An 18416-nucleotide genomic window follows, 5' to 3' on the forward strand; every position below is an offset into this window, starting at 1 on the left:
ATGGTGTTTTACTGTAGGGTTTCGGTGGTCATATTTTTCATCTTTTCAATCTGTCCGGCCACAAAATATGCATTTTCCTTTGCCTCATGCAGGGAAGTGAGAAGTTTATCACAGGCAGTGATAATGTCGTCATCTGTTCCCGGCGTATCAATAGCCTCTCTGATATCGGCCGCAGGATCCGCGGAAAGTACATGAAGCATTCTTAAAATGGAGGAAAGAGAATAGTTTGCGCATCGAAGGGAACGGATGATTTTCAGGCGCTCCATATCCTGGCCCGTATAAATCCGGTAGCCGTTTTTCCTGCGTTTCGCAGTAAACAATCCATTCAGCTCCCAGTTACGGAGCGTATCTATGGTTACCTGAAGATACTCCGCCGCCTCCTTTCTTGTAAAGGAAAGGGAGGAATTGGGAGAACATTCGCTGTTCCCCGAGAGAATGTGCTGTGTTATCCTTATAGCTTCTTCCGCATTTTTTATTTCTCTGCCCACTTGTCCGATATACTGTGCTGTCTTTTCTGCGGCAGCTTCGTACTCGCCCGCAGCAGAGGTTTTTATGATATCCACTGCCTTTTTGCGGAGGCCGTTTTGAAGAACCTCTACTTTCAGGGCGGCACGGGCCAGCTTGAATTGCTCTACGTGAAGGTCTGTGAATACGCGGTAGCCGTTGGACCGGAGTTCAGGCCTCGGGATCAGTCCACAGGCTTCGTACAGGCGGACGGTGTTCACATGGATGCCTATAATACGGGCAATGTCATTGGTTTTGTATGTGGTTATGGGTGGCACCTCCTTTTACTTCTTATCCTGTATCCTTATCTACTTGGTACGATCGCTGATTTTCACAGGCTTAACTCTGTCGGTCCAGTAGACCCTCCTGGCTGATGCAGATGTAAAGCCATCCGGCAGGGCCGGCGCATTCCTTATTCTGTCCCATTTTTCAGCAATCTCGGGATAACAGGATTCCAGGTCATTATACCCTTTCAGTACCTTTTTATTCCCACAGTAAGGACAGCCGTTGCCCTGCATCCTGGACTTTACCGTTGCCTTCCAGGCATGCAGAAACTCTCTGCCCTGAAAAACTGCAGTATGTTTCCAGTGAACCCTTTGGGAACTGCCGGCCGTAAGATATTCGCAGGTACCATCTGCCACGCACTCGATCAGGTGCTCTCCCTGCACGTGACGGTTTACCGTCCTGGTTTCACATATGCGGATAAGCAGAATATTTTTCTCCCTGCAAAGGCTGAGCTTTCTCGCATCACATAACTTTCTCTCCCTGAAACTGTGAGCCCAAAGGCCATTATACTCAAAGGCAATGTTCTCCTCCGGCAGATAAAGGTCCAGTTCCATACCGTCTAATGTCTCTGTATCACCGTTTCTGCCTTTATGCCACAGAGCTGCTGTCTGCCACCAGACCTTTTTGCCACTGTAGGCGAAGACTTCTTTCGGGGTAAGTCTGCCGTTTTTATATGTGTGCCATTGAGCCGCTGTATGAGGGTGCATCGTCTGCAGATCATTGATTCCTGGTTTTACTTTTGATTTCATTGACATATATCCTTAAGAATCACTTTATGGAATCTAGCTGCTTCTTATAAATATAAAGAACTTGCTGTTTTCTTATCATAACAGAAAAAGGCATACAAAAGAATATTTTACTGATGTAAACTTAACTTATTCCTCTATAAATAAAATTTGCTTTTTTCTCAGTAATTGTGTATTATAAGAGTATATGTAGCTTTTGCATAACTTCAAAATATATCTAAAGGAATATAATTATGAAAGATTCTTCTGATATTCGTAAATTAAATATAAATCTTATTCGTCGTTTGTTATACAGTAACAAAGAATACAGCAAACAAGATATCTCATTAAAAACAGGCCTGAGTCTCTCTACCTGCAATACTCTGTTAAATGAACTTGCCGCTAATAATGAAATAATCGGAGAAAAAAAGCAGCTGCAAAATATCGGTCCGCGTACTATGGTATATCATGTAAATACACAGAACGAACAGCTTCTTTGTATTTCCTTTGAAATAACAAAAGGCTTAAAAACACTTATTTTAAATGTTCTCTCTTTTGCCGGCAATATACTGGAAGAACATATCCAAACTTATGATTATCTGGATTATGACTTAATAAAAAAAGAATCTATGACAATTTTAGCCCAATGGCCAAATATTTCTCAGGTAATAATTTCTGGCTGCTGTGTACCAGATCATGGAATTATTCGTATCTGTGATATTGAGGAACTGGAAAATGTAGCAATTGTTAACAAACTCAGCACTGCGTTTTCGTGTCCGGTTCACCTGGAAAACGATATGCACTTAAAAAGTTATGGTTACTATATTAAGAGTAAAGACTCTAAAAAAATATTAACTTTGGCTAACTTTCCATCCAAAGCCCTTCCTGGGATATCAACTATATATAATGGCACGCTAATCCGGGGATCTCACCTGTTTGCCGGCAATATAGGTTATCTCCCCTTTGAGCTGTCTCCAAGAGAACTTCTTTTGCTTTTAGGTGATAAAAAAACGGCTCGGCCAATCATTTCACGGGTTATTATTGCCATTATTTCTATGATTGATCCGTCCAGTATCGTTTTAACCGGTCAGCTTGTTGAGGCATCAGATTTGGCAGTTATTCGTTCTGATTGTATGAAAACAATCCCAGAAAGATATCTTCCTGAATTACATTACGCAGATGATTTATATAAGTACATGATGGTAGGAATGCACCAAAAAGCTCTGGATATTAAGTTATCCATGGATGAGGAATATTTTTTCTAATCATAAAAGGGCATAAAATCTCCCTCCCCACAGATTTCTGCTTTTTCATTTTAGGCTGCTTTCTGTAGTCTCATCCTCTTATTATGATATTTATAAAATAAGTGGTAGTTTTGTTTTTCATAGCAGATAAATTTTACCGCAAAAAAAGGATTTTCAACCACTAATGTGTATTGAAAATCCTCTTTTTTATTGGGACTGTTTTTTCACAGCCCCTTTTTAATTCTTACTATATTAACCAAACTTTAGCCAGATACTTAGCCACTCCATCATGGTCACAGTCATCCAACACATAATTTACTTTTTCCTTTACTGCATCTAGTGCGTTTGCGGGAGCAAGGCTGTAATCCGCAATCTCAATCATAGGAAGATCATTCAGATTATCACCAAATACAACTAATTGATCGCATTCCATCATTTTTTTCAGTTTAAGCAGGGCATTCTTCTTATTTGCAGTATTACTGAATACCTCCAGGCAGTATAAACCGCTGTATATGTTCAGATAAAAGGAATAATTCAAATGTTCAATCTGATCCAACTCCTTACATACCTTCTCCAGCATCTCCCTTTCTCCCGTATACGTCAGATATACGACTTCACCACTGTTAAATGCTACGTCCAAGTCTTCTGTCAAACACACATTTTTACAGCTTTCTATAGCCCGGTCACTATAATACTGGGTTTGTTCCTCCATCTTCTTATCATTATAAAAGATAGATATCTGACTGCCCTCATATACATATATAAAACAGGATAACCCATTCTTTCCAAAGGCGTCTACTGCTTTTTTTGCACTATCCCTCCTAATACACTCAGTGGAAACAATCTCCTTTTTAGAGAAGTCATACAGAAATACGCCGTTTGTAAGAATCCCAGGTGTATTCAAACGGATTTCTGAAAGACGGTAATCACAGCCGTATGCCATACGTGCTGTAGCCACTGTAAATCTCATTCCCTTTGCAATACACTGGTTCAAAGTTTGAATGGTATATTCAGATACACATTTCTTACTGTTAAATAAAGTTCCATCCAAATCTGAAACGTATAAAGTTTTATACTTCATAACACTCCTTCCTGCATCTACATATATGATATCTTTCAGCGGCTATGTACTTCTGCCTTTTCCGATTTTTTTATCATATTAACTATTTTTTTGAAATTATGGGTAATATGATCATATCCACCGTCCGTATGCGGCAAAAGACAATTGCTGCAATCTTTTATCCCCGCCTCTGTATATGTAAAGTTTCCACCGCATCCTTCACCAAGAGCATACAAAGGGCAGTAACAGAATAGACAATTAAATTCTCCTTTGCCTGCAGTAGTTTTGTGACAAGGAAAATATTGACATTCCTTGTTTACAAAATAAGAATAACTGTTTTTCTTTCCCATATTATTTCTACGCCTCTAAGCTTTTCACCTTTTCTGGTCTTTTCACTTTATCAATAACGAGAACTATGATAATGCCTAGTATACCGCCGACGATTTTACCTGCCACCATAGGGAAAACAGCTTCTGAGTCATTAGCTGCGACATATCCAAGATGATCTCCGAGAGCAAAGCAAGCACAGATAGCAAATGCAGAAACAATTTTCTTTCCTTTTACATCCATATCTTGTACCATATCATATACTGGGAAAGAACTTGCCAAAGTCGTTATCATTCCGGCAACTGACACATCATTAATACCCAAGAATTTTCCCAAGGATTTCATAGGCTTTGCAAACGTTTTTGTCACAAAGTGAACCATCGGATATGCCCCCGCCAAAGTCACACCAATCATTCCTAAGATTCCCAGCTGCTCAGAAGTAGATGCCATTCCCTGAATAATAGTAATACCTGTAAGCGACTGTCCAATCGCAATTGCAGCTCCAATGATATTAACTACCTGAATCAACTTTGCAAACAATGCAAATATCTTAATCGTTACCTTCGTGAAAAAAACTAATCCAATCACTAATATCACAGCAAGAATCAACGAAGGGATTAAATTGATGAAAGTAAATTTAATTGGCATTCCGTCAAGCACACTGCAAAGCAATACAGCAAATGGTATTGCAATAACACCAGCAAGAATACCCTCAGAAAATACAGCTTTATCCTTGTCTTTCACTACTCCAAGAGAAACTGGAATAGAGCAGATAATTGTACAGCCGAGCATTGAGCCTAAATACACACCGGATAAACGAATAACCTGTGGATCACTCGTCATATTTTTTGCCAGCGGATAGCCACCCCCGTCACAGGAAAGCAAAGTACCTGCAACCATGGCAGGATCGCCGCCAAAAAATTGATACACCGGCGCAAGCACAGGTTCCAACACCTGACCCATTAACGGTGCCATACAAACCAATCCCAAAAGGCTGAAAATCAACGGACCCGTCGTATTAATACCTTTTTCGAACTCGTCAGCGTACCCCAGACGTTTCTTGAAAAACAAAAGGTCCGCCACACCAAGCAGCATAAAGAAAACCAATATAAAAATAATAACTTTACTAATATTCATAGTATACTCCTATCATCTATCGTATAGTCTATTCTGTGGTTTCTAATAAGTCTTTCACCCTTCTAAGATAACCCGCCGCATAAGCGCCATCCATAATCCGGTGATCTGCCACCAGATTTAAATTCATCATTGGGCGAACCGCAATTTCTCCGCCAATGACTACCGGAGTAGGCGTGATCTTATTCACTCCAAGAATCGCAGCCTCCGGCTGATTAATGATTGGCGAAAAGCTTTCAATACCCATCATTCCTAGATTTGAAATTGTAAAAGTGCCGCCGGTAATATCATCCATTGTAATTTTATTTTCCCTTGCACGGGCTACCACATTATTGCATTCGGCCGCAATTGTTTTTATATCCTTGCTTCCGATATCCTTTACATTCGGTACTATCAAACCATTCTCTACTGCCACAGCAAGGCCGATATTAATTGTCTCATGAAGTATAATGTTTTCATCGTCTATGCTGCCGTTCACATACTCATATTCCTTCATAGCTTCAGCACAGACCTTCATCAGAACATGGTTCAGCGTAACCTTCTGCAATTTGTCATTTACACCTTCATTCACTCTTTCCAGATATGCCTGTACTTTTGTCATATCTACACTTAATGTAAACACAACGCGGGGAGATGTATGCCAGCTCTCACTCATTCTCTGGGAAATGATTTTTCTCATGCCTTTTACTTTAATTTCCATTGTGCAGTCCTCCCTGCTTTATTCCGCCAGTTTTGCCACAAGCTCTTCCACTGGTCCAGTTGTATATAATCCCATTTCCTGAAGTATTGGGCTAACATCTGAAGGCTCGGCGTCGTTATCGTTTACAAAACTTGTCAGAACTCCTCCCATGAAGAAACGGTACTTCGCATTCCTCTTTTCCGCCAGACTTAACAAAAGCTTCGAATATGGCAGAGCCTGTCCATTATGCAGACTGATACAGATATCAGTAACCCCATGTTCATCTGCGATATCCAGGACATCAATGGCATCCATTGAGTTTCCGCCATTTATTACATCTGCGCCTAACGCCTCCAACACATTAGCCACTACAAAAGAACCATAGAAATGCAGATCTCCTGATACAACACAAATACGTTTGCCTTTTAGTTTCTCTGCATAGCCCTGTTTTCTCAAACGCTCAGCAACCACCTTGCCCATATCGTCTGCAACGCTCCAAAGGGCGGCAGGAAGATACGGTTCCACATAGGCTTTTCCATCATTTACAATTGAAGGGTGGAAGAACTGCTCAAATTTTGTGGGATCCATCTTCTTGAAAACTACCATCATCTCAATAGGATTTGTGATATCAATTCCAGCCTCTTTCATCCCATTCATGATATTATCAAACATAATGTCCGAATGCGCCTTTACTTCGTCCCGAAGCTTTTCAATCGTCGTCCAGTCAATCAGACGCATATAATCATCTGCACGGAGTTCTGCTCTCTGGCATGCGCCAGTCATATCCAGCAGTTCCTGAAGTGTGGGAATGGTTACCTTTTCTGTAATAGGCACAGAAGTATATGCTGCACCTGTTTTGTATTTTCTTTCTACAAGAATCATCATTAATGCTTCCGGAATCTGGAAACCGTAATTCGAATGCAGGTGATGATCCCAATGATCTACTGTATTTGCATGCAGGAACTCAATGCCCGGCTGATCATCCTTCCTGAAAGTATCGCTGGCAGCCAGCCACACGGCTGCTTTGTCAATAAGGTTAGTGGTAAGATTGCCAAAGCTAAACGAATATCTTGCCTTGCACAGATCGGATACTACGTAACGCTCCCACTTTGCCCATGCAAGGTAAGAAACAAGGTCGGAGAAATATGCCGGCATACTGTCGTCAGCATTAGAATTTACAATGATTTTTTCATCGTATTTTGCAGCTACAATTCCAAGAGCCTTAATATTCTCATTCATGTTCCAGACTTCGTCAGGACAGCCCTGTGCTACCTGCTGGAAGGTTCCAAACAGCCCCTGGTAAGAGCAGCCGGCTTTCATACAATTAATTGTCATATATACAGCATTGGGAAAACCAAGATGATTATCACCGAAGACTGGCTGTACTTCAGCAGCCTGCATAATTCTTTCCCAATCCTCCAGCTTATCTAAGTCAAAGCCAAGCGCTTTTGGCAGATTTCCGCGTTTTTCTTTTGGGGTTCCCACTAGGTTTTGGGGAAGTTGGTGTACAAAACTGACCCGAAGACCAGTTTCATCATTGAATTTTTGGACTGCTTTCATTGCTGCCACTTCATCGTCAACGGAAGCAAATCCCATATTCATCTTCCAGCTAATCTTTCCTTCTTTTGCCCTCTGGAGACGATAGTCCACATCGCTCATTCCATATTTTTTCTTAAATGGAGTCTCTGCTATTGTAATTGTCTTTCCAATCTCGTAACCTTCCTGCCATGATTTCTTCCAATCCGGAACATTTTCCGGAATCAGACTGTTTAAATATTCTTTTCCTGTTTTGTTTAATACACTCATCTATATACCTCACTTCTAAATTTTTTATGCCAGCTCATTGATAGAGTATTCCCGTGAAATCAATCCTCGAAGATTTTACCCTGTGCAGTCACCCGAACCACCGTTTCTATAAAATGACGCTCTCCATCTTTGCATTCGCTGAGCAAAACACCTTTCTCAGAAACATTTAAGAATTCATATATCAGTTTTCCATTATGTTCAAAGACATCTTCACAGATAACCGATAGTTCCGCCAGTTCCAAATTCTGCCTGTAAATCACTTCCTTCGCATAGCTGCAGGATATATCCACTGCTCTTTGTAATGCGTCTTTACGAAAACTGGAAAAATAACGTCCAGTTTTTGTATGGGCGAGATACCCCCGCCCCTCTTCCCCTGGGCGAACCGTTGCCTCCACCGTCTCCCGAATTCCTGCTGTAGCTGCTCCTACTGCATTCGCTACCTCATGATGCTCAGGGATTACTGCATCCAATCCACTTTCTTCCCTTGCTTTTTCATACCAGGTTCGTGCCGGAGCTCCGACCGCACATACGGGCAGACTCTCGTGGGCCCCCAATACATCCAGGACCTTCCGAACAACTGCCTCCTCTAGCTTTTTAACAAGCTCATCCTTCGGAATTCCAATCCTATCTGCAAGCCCTGCAATGGATTTTATTGATTTGTCCCGATCCCACAATACATATTCTTCTGTATAATGGAGAATATCAGTAGGCGTAATTGTATCGATACCACCTCTGCAAGCCGGCAGAACCCTTTCCGGTCCGATGATTATTTTCCCATCTTCATATGCAATATTACTGTCCCCACCAAGTCCAAAGGTATGAAGTTTTGCAGAGCGAATTTGGATTTTCCACGGTCCTACTAGTGCCCCTCCATGCGACAGTTCCACACGTTTATTGCGAATAACTCCCACATCCGTAGTAGTTCCTCCCATATCAGATACAATTGCGGTCTCTATCTGTGCCAGATTAACAGCGCCTGTCATACTTGCAGCGGGTCCTGAAAGAACGGTTTCGATTGGTTTTTCTTTGATAAACGCAAGACTTGCAATGCTTCCGTCCCCTTTCATTACAAAAACCGGCGCCGATATGTGATATTTTTTCAGCGATGTTTCCATTGCTTTAATAAATCCATGAATAATGGGCAGTAAACCTGCATTTAAAATAACAGTATTTGTGCGTTCCAAATATCCCAGAACATTCGCAATTTCATGTCCACACATTACCGGAATATCTGTTTTTTCCTGCACAAGGCTCTTTACCTGCAGCTCCTGCTCCGGATTTCGGATACTGGATGCACCTGAAATAGCCACTGCATCCAGCCCTGGAAGGAAATCATCCAGCAGGCTTCGTACCTGTTCTGAGCGCACATTTGATAACACACGCCCTTTAATGTTCACCTCACCATCCACATGCATCATTTTCTCTGATGCCAATACGCCCCAGGGGCGTTCCCCTATAATTATAACGCCAACCTTTCCAGTCTTGCTTTCCACGATTGCATTTGTAGCCAGCGTCGTTGATAGCACTACCCTTTCAACTTCCGATGTTTCCTGAGCTGTCAGCCTCAATTTATAAATGCTTTCACTGATTCCATTTTCCAGCTTTTCATGCGTAGTAAGAGCTTTAGCCTTACGCACGACTCCGCGGCCGCAGTCCCCGTCTGTTTTTAACAGTACTGCGTCTGTATAGGTTCCACCTGTATCAATACCAATTACGTATGCCATAACCTCTGCCTCTTCTGTCTAAATCAGTTCATTTACAACCGCTACAACATTTTTGGCGCTGTTACCGTGCTCGGCGCCTTTCTCAAACAGCTTCAAAATTGCATCTCCGCAGGGTGTTTTTACACCAACAGAATGCATAGAGTTCAGAATCGTTTTCATCGAAGAAACTTCTATTCGTAAGGTACATTCAGAAGCATCTTCAAACTTGCCCGTATAATTGCTGCATTCATCTGCAAAGGAACGATAATTTCCAGCCAGCATAATTGGAAGAATGTGCTCTGCCTGCTCAATAAAGGATGCAACCGGATAATTGTTCTTAATACAATATGCAACTGCTTCCGCAAGAGCTGCAATTGCTCCAAAATGTACTTCGAGAACTGCAATGTCAATCACACTTGCGCCAATTACATCTTCTCCAAGATATACTGCGGTTCCGATTGCATCCAGTGCATTCTTGGCGCTGTCGAATACTTCTTTGCTTCCCGAATAAAGAAGATAGGCTTTTTCAGTACCGATATCCCCAGGATAGTTCTCTATTTTAGCATCCAAATGCAGCATGCCCTTTTCTTTTGCAATACGATCCATATCCTTAACTTCATCAGGACTGGAGGTGGTTGTATTGATTAACATCTTTCCTCTAAGCCGTTCTTTATCAGCGCTATTCATAACGGCAGATGCAATTTTATGATTTGGTAAATTAATCAGTATGCATTCCGTATCACCCGCCTCGTCCAGACTTGCATAATATCTCGCTCCACGTTTAATAAATTTGTCTGCTGCATTTTTATTAATATCAACAATCGTTACCTCAATCCCACCGTTCATCAGCGCATGAATCAATGAACTTCCCATGGTTCCACAGCCGACAACTGTTATTTTTTTCATTACCTTCCTCCTCCTCTGAAAATATAAATTTTACACTACATAAACAATGCCTCTCTGACCACCTCGCACACAGTCGGATGCGGAAATATAAGCTTCTGCAGATCCGTAATTGTTCTTTTAGAACCAATCATCATCTCTGCACCATAAATGATCTCCGATGTATAGCTTCCAATCATATGGACGCCGACAATCGTGTTATCATCCGTATTTATTATCAGCTTGCAGGTGCCGTCTCCTCTCTCCACCTCAGCCAGATATCTTCCTGAGTAGTTCATGGAAACATTTGCAACTCTTACATTCATGCCTTTCGCAGCTGCACTTTCTTCGGTCTCTCCCACACCCGCGACTTCCGGATTAGTATAAATAACGTACGGAATCTGCTCATATTCCATGGAATCTTCAATGCCCAAAATATCATTTACGGCGACTTCAGCTTCTCTGTATGCGGTATGTGCTAACATAACTTTCCCATTGATGTCCCCCACTGCATAAACGCCAGGTATATTGGTCTGCATATGTTCATCTGTCTCAATCGCACCGCGATTAACAGAAATCCCCAAATTCTCCAGCCCTATATTCTCTGTACAGGCCCTTCGTCCAATGGCACAAAGAACTGCGTCAGCCTGTTCCAGACGTTCTCCCCCTTTATCCTCATACCGCACACCCTGTTCCGTAACCTCAGTCACTTTGCAGCCAAGTCTGAATTTCACACCTCTGCGCTTGTAATTTCTCAAAAGAATTGAGGCAATTTCTCTTTCCGCCGGTCCTGCAATCTTGTCCAACATTTCGATAATAGTTACATTTACGCCCGTCATGGCAAAATAGGACGCCATTTCAAGCCCAATTACCCCGCCGCCTATCACTATGAGTTTTTCGGGAAGATTTGTTCTGCTGAGTGCTTCTTTGCTAGTCATAACAAATCCGTTTTCGATTCCTTCTTTTAATCCCGGAATTCCTGGAATCGCAGGGACAGAGCCGCATGCAAAAATAAGCTTCTCTCCTAAATATGTCTCATCCTCAACCTGTACAACGAAGCCTTCTTCTGTCTTACCCTCTACATATCCACTGCCCGTTACTACGTTTACACCATTGGCCTTCATCTTCGCGCCTACGCCGGCAACTAGCATATGTACTACTCGATCCTTGTGCTGAATCACCTGCTTATGGGCAATCCTCACATTCTCCGCAGTCACACCGAAGTTTGCACTATCCTTTGCATGTTCATAAAGCTTTGCTGAATTCAATAATGCTTTTGACGGGATACATCCCTCGTTCAGACAGGTCCCTCCAAGTGCTCTCTTCTCAATCAGAACAACTTCTTTTCCGCCATGAGCTGCACGTTCTGCCGCCAGGTAGCCGCCCGGGCCGCCCCCTAATACTATTACATCTGTTTTTATCATGCCGTTCTCCATTTATTATTTAAGAATAACTTTCTGTATCCCCATATAGCCACATACCATCTTCAAAAGTTCTGTATAATCACCTTCTTTGATAATTACATGATGATGCAGACCATTCTCAATCATCTGATCCACTACCTGACTTGCCTTCACACCGTCAGTTCTCAGTTTTACAACTAGTTTTTCCCCCGCTTCAACCCATTCCTGACAGCTTACCGGAAGTGTAGAACCAGTAGCGATCATCATCTGATAGCTTCCCGCGCTTCCCTGCATATCACAGAAGGTAACTTTATTCATAGCCTTTAACGGGAAGCCGATGAAGGACGCCTTGTTCCCTGCCGGGTTAGACACTACTTTATCCATGCTGTCAGCCAGCGAAGCGGCAGAACTGCCTTCATGGCAGACAGTCAAATAATCCTCTGTATCATTAAAGGCACCAATCTCGCCCAGGGCACACGCACCGCCTTCTGATGCAAGATTTAAAATATACTGTACTACAGCATGTGCAATATCACCCTCCGTGTCAACAATAATGCCCTCATCTGCAAGCCACGATGCTGCCTGGTTCATCATCCCGCCATAATTCGGATAACACTCTGCCGCTATAGCCGCCAGTCCTGCATTTTGAATCATAGCCTTTGTTGCCATATACATCTTTGCCATCCAGACCATGTTATCTTCACTGCATTTTACAACACCAGTACGATCACTCAGCTTTTCCAGTGTCATTTTTGCCTCTTCATCACAGATTTCCTGCGCTGCATCAATGATTTCCTCCATTTCAAAATGGAGAATGGTCGGTCCCACCGTTTTTGAAAACTCCCATTCTTCGATGCTCATATCCTGGGGGCCTGCAACTCTCCAGGTCTGACGTGATCCAACCAGTGCCAGACGCATTGATCTAACTTTTTCAATAATTTCACCGGCACGGGCAACATTTTTTACCTTATTGATAAGCTCTTTATCATGCGCAAGACCGTATACATACTCGAAATGGACACCAAAATTCTTTAATACGGAACCAAAATTCTGAACACAGCCTATGGAAAAAGTTTCCGGATAAGGTACCGCCCAAAATACCGACGGAAGCTTTAACTCCTGGATAAAAATGTATTTTAGAGAGTCCATTACCCAGGTAATATCCATAATGGCTACCGACTTAATCCCCGCCTCTTTGAATTGACAGCATACCTTTAAAGCATCTGCCGGTCCCCAAACACATCGTTCTGCCACAACCACATCTATACCGGCATCTCTCATTGCAGCAGATGCACTTTCCAATAACTCCTTGTATCTCTGCCCGCCGCTTTCAATCGGACTGCACAAACCTACAAGACCCATTCTTAATTGTTCATTCATTTTCAATCTTTACCTCCTCATTACGCCTGGTCCCTATTCCTTCTCTTACAGGCGCCTCTACGCTTTCTAGTCAACCGGACCGCCGCACCAAGAAATCAGTGCCGGTTCTGAACCGATGTTAGTGATTTCATGGGGCTCTCCCTCTTCAATAAGAAGTAAATCGCCCTCTTGAAGTTCATAACACTTTCCGGACTGGCCATTACGAACAACCACATGTCCTCTGCAGGCGAAAAAGGTTTCATGAGAAATTGGATGTCCCGGATCAACCCCTCCCGTCTGTCCCGGAAGAAGTTCTGAAGTGCCAAACCAGATTTTGTCCGTCCTACAATAATCCCTTACAACTTCCGGACCGTCCAGACTGACCTTGGCATCAGCTTTTTTAACAATTTTCATAATAAACCTCCATTTGTCAACAACACTTTTTTGTTTTACTCTGCAAAAATATACATCTGCCTACAGTAGTGATACAACCTTTTCCAGATTTTCACGAAATGTGCCATCTTTCACAAACTTCTTATCAAACAGTGCACTTCCCATTGTGAAAGTCCAGGGATTCATCTTACGAACCACTTCAATTCTCTCCTGAGAATCAATGCTCCCCGCCATAATAACCGGCAGCTGGCACCTGACGGCAATTTCCTGGGAGAACACTTCCGGATCGCCCTCCGCATAACGATATCCCAGAAGATCAATGCCATATACACCTTTCTTTGCGTATACCTCTGCCTGATTCACACAAAACTCAACTGTACCTTTTAATACACTGGGGCTTCCGGATACCCGCCCGACAAATGGACAATACTTTACATCATGCTGCTTGATATAATCCAAAACGCTGTCATAAAAAATGGTTCCTGCAAGATAGTCAAATCCGCACTCTACGGCAAGCTGAGCACCACGCATACATTCAAGTTCAGAGTATGTAACCACTTCAAGAAATGTAGTTTTGCCGGAAAACTTCATCAGCTGACATAATTCCTTCATATCCTCTGGTTCTAATCCCACGTCCTTAAATCCCCAGTTTTGTACAGGAAGGTCTTTGCACGCCTCAAATGTCTCCTTCGCATTCTTTACTGTTACATCGTGATGTGTCAGCATAACAATTAATTTTTCTTTCATTTTCTTCTCCTAATTTATCATATTGTTTGTTCAAAACAGCCTGTCAGATCTTTAAACAGCTTACAATACGTCTTATATCCATTTTCGTACACTTCTCTGTTTCCTGGAACAGGCTCGAACTCTGCTTTTATTCCAATCATTCTATCTACAGCCCCATCTATACTGTCAAAAATCCCAACTGCCTTGCCTGCCAGAATAGCCGCTCCCAGACATGCAGCTTCTTTTGATTTTGTTGTGAGCAGTCTCTTCCCTGTAATATCTGATTTAATCTGACTCCACACTTCACTCTTAGAGCCTCCCCCAAGAGAGCGTACCTCATTTACTTCAATTCCCATCGCTTCCAATGTATCGATATTGCGTTGAAGAGTATATCCCACCGACTCAAAAATTGCTCTTACAAAATGTGCCTTCGTATGCCTCATAGTGAATCCAAACCATACGCCCTTAGCTTTGGCATTCACGTCAGGAGCAAGAGAACCAGACAGATGAGGGAGCATTAAAAGCCCTTCTGCTCCTGCAGGGACACTGGCCGCCTCTTTCCCCATCAAATCATAAGCACTTACATCTGAAATTGATTCTATTGCCATCTCTTCTTTGCAGAACTTATCTCTGAACCAGCGAAGAGCCATCCCCCCTGTAGTAAACGTATGCAGCATGTACATATCAGGAATTGCAAAATAGTGCAGCGGCATCTTACCGTTTGGATCAAAAATAGGACCTGCAACCGGAACGCAAATAGCTAAGGCAGAACCAATATTTTCTGAAAACATCCCTGCATGGACATTTCCGACTCCAATTGCCCCTGCCGCCTGATCCAAGGCGCCTGTACAAACGGTGATATCAGTCCCAAGCCCCAGTTCTTTACTGATTTCAGGACGTACCTTTCCTACTACCTCACCGGATTCATACACAGGTGCAAGCTGTTCTTCCTCAATTCCCACAAACTTCAACATCTCCGGCCAGTACTTTTTCGTGGTAATATTCCAGTATGCAGACGAACAAACTAAAGACCCCTCTGTTGCAAACAGGCCTGTTATTCTATAAATGAAATAATCCTCTATCAGCAAAAACTTATATGTCTTTGCAAATACCTCAGGTTCACTCCTTCTAAGCCAAAGGATTTTTGCCGCCGGCCAGCAAGGTTCGAAGCTCACTTGACCAGTCACCTGATAGCACGTTTCATTTCCGAATTGAGCCTCCATTTCCCTTGCCTCTTTTACTGCACGGTTATCCATCCAGACAATCGCATTTCTTAAGCTTTTCCCCTCTTTGTCAATACAAAGCAATGTCTCACCCTGAGCTGAAATTGCTAGTGCCAGACTATCCTGCTCCTGGATTGGATACTGGGCTTTCAAGTCAGCAAGGCCGTCTTTGAAAGCATTCCAATAGATTTCAGGATCCCCTTCCACAAAATTCACTTTTGGAGTCATCAAACTATACTCCTTGGCAGATACAGCCAACAGCGTTCCCCCGCTGTCGAACAGCGCAACCTTAAGAGCAGTTGTTCCTAAATCCAGACCAATCAATAACTTCATGTTTGTCATTTCTCCCCTCTGAATTACAGTTCATCATAACCTGCGAACCGGCGGATATGGCCTAAGCGCATCCGTCCTTCACCGGCCATTTTATTTATAAATATGTAGCAATATCCTCATTTTCATCCTCTGATAAAATTAGGACCGGTGTCTGACACGCAACAAGAGTTCCCTCTTCTACCAGAAGTTTTCTAACGTAGCCCTTCATGTCAGATTCGACCTGATTGGTAATCTTATCTGTCTCTACTTCATATAAGAAATCTCCTTCAGATACTTTATCGCCTACTGCAACCAAATATTTTCCTACCGTTCCTTCCTTCATTGTAGAACCCATTTTGGGCAGTTTAAAAATCTTAACCATTTCATTACCTCCAGTAATATAATTTATTCTGTTTCGTACAGGGGCAGCTGATCACAATTCCTTATACAGCAGCCCCTGCTGCTGCAACTGTACACGAAGCCCAATTTACCCCATTATTTTCTTTACTGCATCTATTATGTCATTCTTCTGTGGGAAGTAATACTCCTCAAGTGTCACCGTAAATGGAACCGGTGTATTCAGTGCGCCGACACGGATAATTCCTTTATCCAATGTTTCAAACATGTCCTCTGCAACATTCGCTGCCAGTTCCCCAGACCATGCTCCCCGTTTGACTTCTTCTGTAACGACTACAAGTTTTCTGGTCTTAGAGATAGATTTATAAACCAATTCTTTATCGAAGGGATATAAAGTCCTTGGATCAATCACCTCAATACTGATATTGTCTTTTTCCAATTCTTTTGCCGCTTCCAGAGCTTTCAACACACACAAACCAGTGGCAACTACGGTTACATCGCTTCCTGCCCGCTTTATATCTGCGCTTCCCAGGGGAATCGGAGCATATTCATCTTTATCTACCACTTCTCCCTTTGTCTGATAAAGCATCTGATGCTCAAAAAACATAACGGGATTATCATCTTCTATTGACGTCAAAAGCAGACCGTATGCATCCTGAGGTGTGGATGGATATACCACCTTCAGACCAGGAAGATGCACCAGCATTGCCTCTAGCGACTGTGAATGCTGCGCTGCGCTCTGCATTCCTCCGCCGCTGGTAAGTCTTAATGTCATGGGAACATTCATACTTCCCCCATACATATAACGGAATTTCGCCGTCTGATTCATAATCTGATCCATACAGCAGCCCATAAAATCATTGTACATAAGTTCTGCCACCGGACGCATTCCGGTAAGGGCTGCGCCAGCTGAAAGTCCTACTATCATCTGTTCTGCTACCGGTGTATCACGAACCCGCTCCTTACCAAACTGTCTATACAGCCCCCTTGTAGCTCCCATAGATCCGTCTACCAGCCCAACATCTTCGCCAATGCAGAAAACGGTAGGATCCTTCTCCATCTCAAAACGAATCGCATCAGATATCGCTTCTGAAAAATATATATTTCTCATTATCTCGCCTCCTCTACAATATCTGTATATACATCTGTAAGAGCCTTTTCTTTAGTCGGGAATGGACTTTCTGCCGCAAACTTCACAGCTTCCTTTATCATCCCTCTTACTTTTTCCTGAATAGCAGTAAGTTCTTCCTGACTTGCAACGCGGTTTTCTTTTAAGTATTCTTCGAATCTGGGGATCGGATCATGATCCGGCTGTTTCCAGAGTTTGATTTCTTCCGGGTTACGATAATTTTCCGGTTCTCCTTCAAAATGACCTCTCCAACGGTATGTCTTACACTCAACATAACTTGGTCCATAGCCATTTCTTGCGCGGTCAATTGCATTTTTCATTGCCTGGTGAACTGCAAGGATATCATTTCCGTCTACAATTTCACTTGGCATGGAATACGCTGCAGCACGGTCTGCAGTATTTTCTGTCTTCATTCCATTTGTAATACGACAAGAAATTGCATATAAGTTGTTCTCATTTACAAATACAATTGGCAGATTCCAAAGACTTGCAATATTCATTGCCTCATGGTAGGAACCCTCTGCTGTTGAGCCATCTCCGTGGAAGCAAATACATACTTTGTTGTTTTTAAGCATCATGGAGGAAAATGCGGCACCTGCTGCCAATGTAAAACCTCCTCCTACAATGCCATTTGCTCCAAGGATTCCGAGCTCTGTATCCGCAATATGCATCGAGCCCCCTTTGCCTTTGCAATAGCCTGTCTCTTTCCCCCACAGTTCAGCCATCATCTTTTTCATATCTGCGCCTTTAGCAATGATATGTCCATGCCCTCTGTGCGTACTGGTAATATAATCGCCGTCTACAAGGTTTGCACATGTACCGGTTGCAATTGCCTCCTCACCGATGTACAGATGCACAAAACCAAGTACGTCCCCTTCGGCAAAGCTCTTCGCAGTCTGAAATTCAAACTGGCGGATCTTCTGCATGGTTTCATACATTTCCAGAAGTTTTTTGTTTGATAAGTTCATTTTTTTCCTCCTTTTAAAATATTTTTTAAGCTATATAGCTTAAGAAACATTCATTAACTCCAAATGGTGTTATGAATTCATATTGCAATAATTACTGCACGTGTTATAATTATAATTGCATTATATATTATATTATCTATTATTGCAATACTTATTATAATTAAAATTATCGTTTCATCACTTTGCACTTTATATAG

General features: G+C 42.5%; 18 protein-coding genes. 1 reads left to right on the forward strand and 17 read right to left on the reverse strand.

What is annotated here, in order from left to right:
- Positions 1-8 precede the first annotated feature (8 nt).
- Positions 9-773, reverse strand: coding sequence for a MerR family transcriptional regulator (locus tag GKG41_RS09755; protein ID WP_347563290.1), 765 nt, complete (start codon positions 771-773; stop codon positions 9-11).
- A gap of 39 nt (positions 774-812) precedes the next feature.
- Positions 813-1538 carry a zinc-ribbon domain-containing protein gene (locus GKG41_RS09760; protein WP_243141010.1) on the reverse strand — a complete coding sequence of 242 codons (726 nt, stop codon included), beginning with the start codon at positions 1536-1538 and terminating at the stop codon, positions 813-815.
- 230 nt (positions 1539-1768) lie between these two features.
- Between GKG41_RS09760 and GKG41_RS09765 the strand changes: the two genes are divergently transcribed.
- The gene (locus GKG41_RS09765) at positions 1769-2779 is read left to right on the forward strand and encodes an ROK family protein (protein ID WP_154258321.1); all 1011 of its coding nucleotides are present in this window, start codon (positions 1769-1771) and stop codon (positions 2777-2779) included.
- 226 nt (positions 2780-3005) lie between these two features.
- Here GKG41_RS09765 and GKG41_RS09770 read toward each other — a convergent pair whose 3' ends face one another.
- The 15 genes from GKG41_RS09770 to GKG41_RS09840 all read right to left on the reverse strand — a co-directional run bounded on the left by GKG41_RS09770 (position 3006) and on the right by GKG41_RS09840 (position 18219).
- Positions 3006-3839, reverse strand: a complete 834-nt coding sequence (locus tag GKG41_RS09770) for a Cof-type HAD-IIB family hydrolase (RefSeq protein WP_154258322.1) — start codon at positions 3837-3839, stop codon at positions 3006-3008.
- A gap of 35 nt (positions 3840-3874) precedes the next feature.
- Positions 3875-4168, reverse strand: a complete 294-nt coding sequence (locus tag GKG41_RS09775; protein WP_154258323.1) for a cysteine-rich small domain-containing protein — start codon at positions 4166-4168, stop codon at positions 3875-3877.
- Between the two features lie 7 nt (positions 4169-4175).
- Positions 4176-5282 carry an ethanolamine utilization protein EutH gene (locus tag GKG41_RS09780; protein ID WP_154258324.1) on the reverse strand — a complete coding sequence of 369 codons (1107 nt, stop codon included), beginning with the start codon at positions 5280-5282 and terminating at the stop codon, positions 4176-4178.
- A 28-nt stretch (positions 5283-5310) separates the two neighbouring features.
- On the reverse strand, positions 5311-5979 hold the full coding sequence (locus tag GKG41_RS09785) for a dihydrolipoamide acetyltransferase family protein (protein ID WP_154258325.1): 669 nt from the start codon (positions 5977-5979) through the stop codon (positions 5311-5313).
- Between the two features lie 18 nt (positions 5980-5997).
- Positions 5998-7764 (reverse strand): cobalamin-dependent protein, encoded by a 1767-nt coding sequence (locus GKG41_RS09790; RefSeq protein WP_154258326.1) that lies wholly within the window; start codon positions 7762-7764, stop codon positions 5998-6000.
- 59 nt (positions 7765-7823) lie between these two features.
- A complete protein-coding gene (locus tag GKG41_RS09795) occupies positions 7824-9488 on the reverse strand; it encodes a hydantoinase/oxoprolinase family protein (protein ID WP_154258327.1) in 1665 nt (554 codons plus the stop codon).
- Positions 9489-9506: 18 nt separating this feature from the next.
- Positions 9507-10373, reverse strand: a complete 867-nt coding sequence (locus GKG41_RS09800; RefSeq protein ID WP_154258328.1) for an NAD(P)-binding domain-containing protein — start codon at positions 10371-10373, stop codon at positions 9507-9509.
- Between the two features lie 35 nt (positions 10374-10408).
- Positions 10409-11773, reverse strand: a complete 1365-nt coding sequence (gene lpdA, locus GKG41_RS09805) for a dihydrolipoyl dehydrogenase (RefSeq protein WP_154258329.1) — start codon at positions 11771-11773, stop codon at positions 10409-10411.
- 15 nt (positions 11774-11788) lie between these two features.
- Positions 11789-13132, reverse strand: a complete 1344-nt coding sequence (locus GKG41_RS09810) for a hypothetical protein (RefSeq protein WP_243141009.1) — start codon at positions 13130-13132, stop codon at positions 11789-11791.
- 66 nt (positions 13133-13198) lie between these two features.
- A complete protein-coding gene (locus tag GKG41_RS09815; RefSeq protein WP_154258331.1) occupies positions 13199-13525 on the reverse strand; it encodes a cupin domain-containing protein in 327 nt (108 codons plus the stop codon).
- Positions 13526-13585: 60 nt separating this feature from the next.
- Positions 13586-14251 (reverse strand): hypothetical protein, encoded by a 666-nt coding sequence (locus tag GKG41_RS09820; protein ID WP_154258332.1) that lies wholly within the window; start codon positions 14249-14251, stop codon positions 13586-13588.
- A gap of 17 nt (positions 14252-14268) precedes the next feature.
- Entirely contained in the window at positions 14269-15786 is a 1518-nt protein-coding gene (locus GKG41_RS09825; RefSeq protein WP_154258333.1) for an FGGY-family carbohydrate kinase, read from the reverse strand.
- Between the two features lie 94 nt (positions 15787-15880).
- Complete coding sequence (locus GKG41_RS09830; RefSeq protein WP_154258334.1) at positions 15881-16147, reverse strand: biotin/lipoyl-containing protein; 267 nt, start codon at positions 16145-16147, stop codon at positions 15881-15883.
- A 105-nt stretch (positions 16148-16252) separates the two neighbouring features.
- Positions 16253-17233, reverse strand: coding sequence for an alpha-ketoacid dehydrogenase subunit beta (locus GKG41_RS09835; protein ID WP_154258335.1), 981 nt, complete (start codon positions 17231-17233; stop codon positions 16253-16255).
- The gene (locus tag GKG41_RS09840) at positions 17233-18219 is read right to left on the reverse strand and encodes a thiamine pyrophosphate-dependent dehydrogenase E1 component subunit alpha (RefSeq protein WP_154258336.1); all 987 of its coding nucleotides are present in this window, start codon (positions 18217-18219) and stop codon (positions 17233-17235) included. Before GKG41_RS09840 ends, GKG41_RS09835 begins: the two co-directional genes overlap by 1 nt.
- Positions 18220-18416 lie beyond the last annotated feature (197 nt).

Origin of the sequence: Lactonifactor sp. BIOML-A5, assembly GCF_009677585.1 — a bacterium.
GTDB lineage: Bacteria > Bacillota > Clostridia > Lachnospirales > Lachnospiraceae > Lactonifactor.

Excerpts from the sequence above, each read along its gene's own strand:
- GKG41_RS09785 (WP_154258325.1), bottom strand. The coding sequence starts at position 5,979 with ATGGAAATTAAAGTAAAAGGCATGAGAAAAATCATTTCCCAGAGAATG.
- GKG41_RS09775 (WP_154258323.1), bottom strand. The coding sequence starts at position 4,168 with ATGGGAAAGAAAAACAGTTATTCTTATTTTGTAAACAAGGAATGTCAA.
- GKG41_RS09790 (WP_154258326.1), bottom strand. The coding sequence starts at position 7,764 with ATGAGTGTATTAAACAAAACAGGAAAAGAATATTTAAACAGTCTGATT.
- GKG41_RS09765 (WP_154258321.1), top strand. The coding sequence starts at position 1,769 with ATGAAAGATTCTTCTGATATTCGTAAATTAAATATAAATCTTATTCGT.
- GKG41_RS09800 (WP_154258328.1), bottom strand. The coding sequence starts at position 10,373 with ATGAAAAAAATAACAGTTGTCGGCTGTGGAACCATGGGAAGTTCATTG.
- GKG41_RS09810 (WP_243141009.1), bottom strand. The coding sequence starts at position 13,132 with ATGAATGAACAATTAAGAATGGGTCTTGTAGGTTTGTGCAGTCCGATT.
- GKG41_RS09830 (WP_154258334.1), bottom strand. The coding sequence starts at position 16,147 with ATGGTTAAGATTTTTAAACTGCCCAAAATGGGTTCTACAATGAAGGAA.
- GKG41_RS09840 (WP_154258336.1), bottom strand. The coding sequence starts at position 18,219 with ATGAACTTATCAAACAAAAAACTTCTGGAAATGTATGAAACCATGCAG.
- GKG41_RS09825 (WP_154258333.1), bottom strand. The coding sequence starts at position 15,786 with ATGAAGTTATTGATTGGTCTGGATTTAGGAACAACTGCTCTTAAGGTT.
- GKG41_RS09770 (WP_154258322.1), bottom strand. The coding sequence starts at position 3,839 with ATGAAGTATAAAACTTTATACGTTTCAGATTTGGATGGAACTTTATTT.
- GKG41_RS09820 (WP_154258332.1), bottom strand. The coding sequence starts at position 14,251 with ATGAAAGAAAAATTAATTGTTATGCTGACACATCACGATGTAACAGTA.
- GKG41_RS09815 (WP_154258331.1), bottom strand. The coding sequence starts at position 13,525 with ATGAAAATTGTTAAAAAAGCTGATGCCAAGGTCAGTCTGGACGGTCCG.
- GKG41_RS09780 (WP_154258324.1), bottom strand. The coding sequence starts at position 5,282 with ATGAATATTAGTAAAGTTATTATTTTTATATTGGTTTTCTTTATGCTG.
- GKG41_RS09835 (WP_154258335.1), bottom strand. The coding sequence starts at position 17,233 with ATGAGAAATATATATTTTTCAGAAGCGATATCTGATGCGATTCGTTTT.
- GKG41_RS09760 (WP_243141010.1), bottom strand. The coding sequence starts at position 1,538 with ATGAAATCAAAAGTAAAACCAGGAATCAATGATCTGCAGACGATGCAC.
- lpdA (WP_154258329.1), bottom strand. The coding sequence starts at position 11,773 with ATGATAAAAACAGATGTAATAGTATTAGGGGGCGGCCCGGGCGGCTAC.
- GKG41_RS09795 (WP_154258327.1), bottom strand. The coding sequence starts at position 9,488 with ATGGCATACGTAATTGGTATTGATACAGGTGGAACCTATACAGACGCA.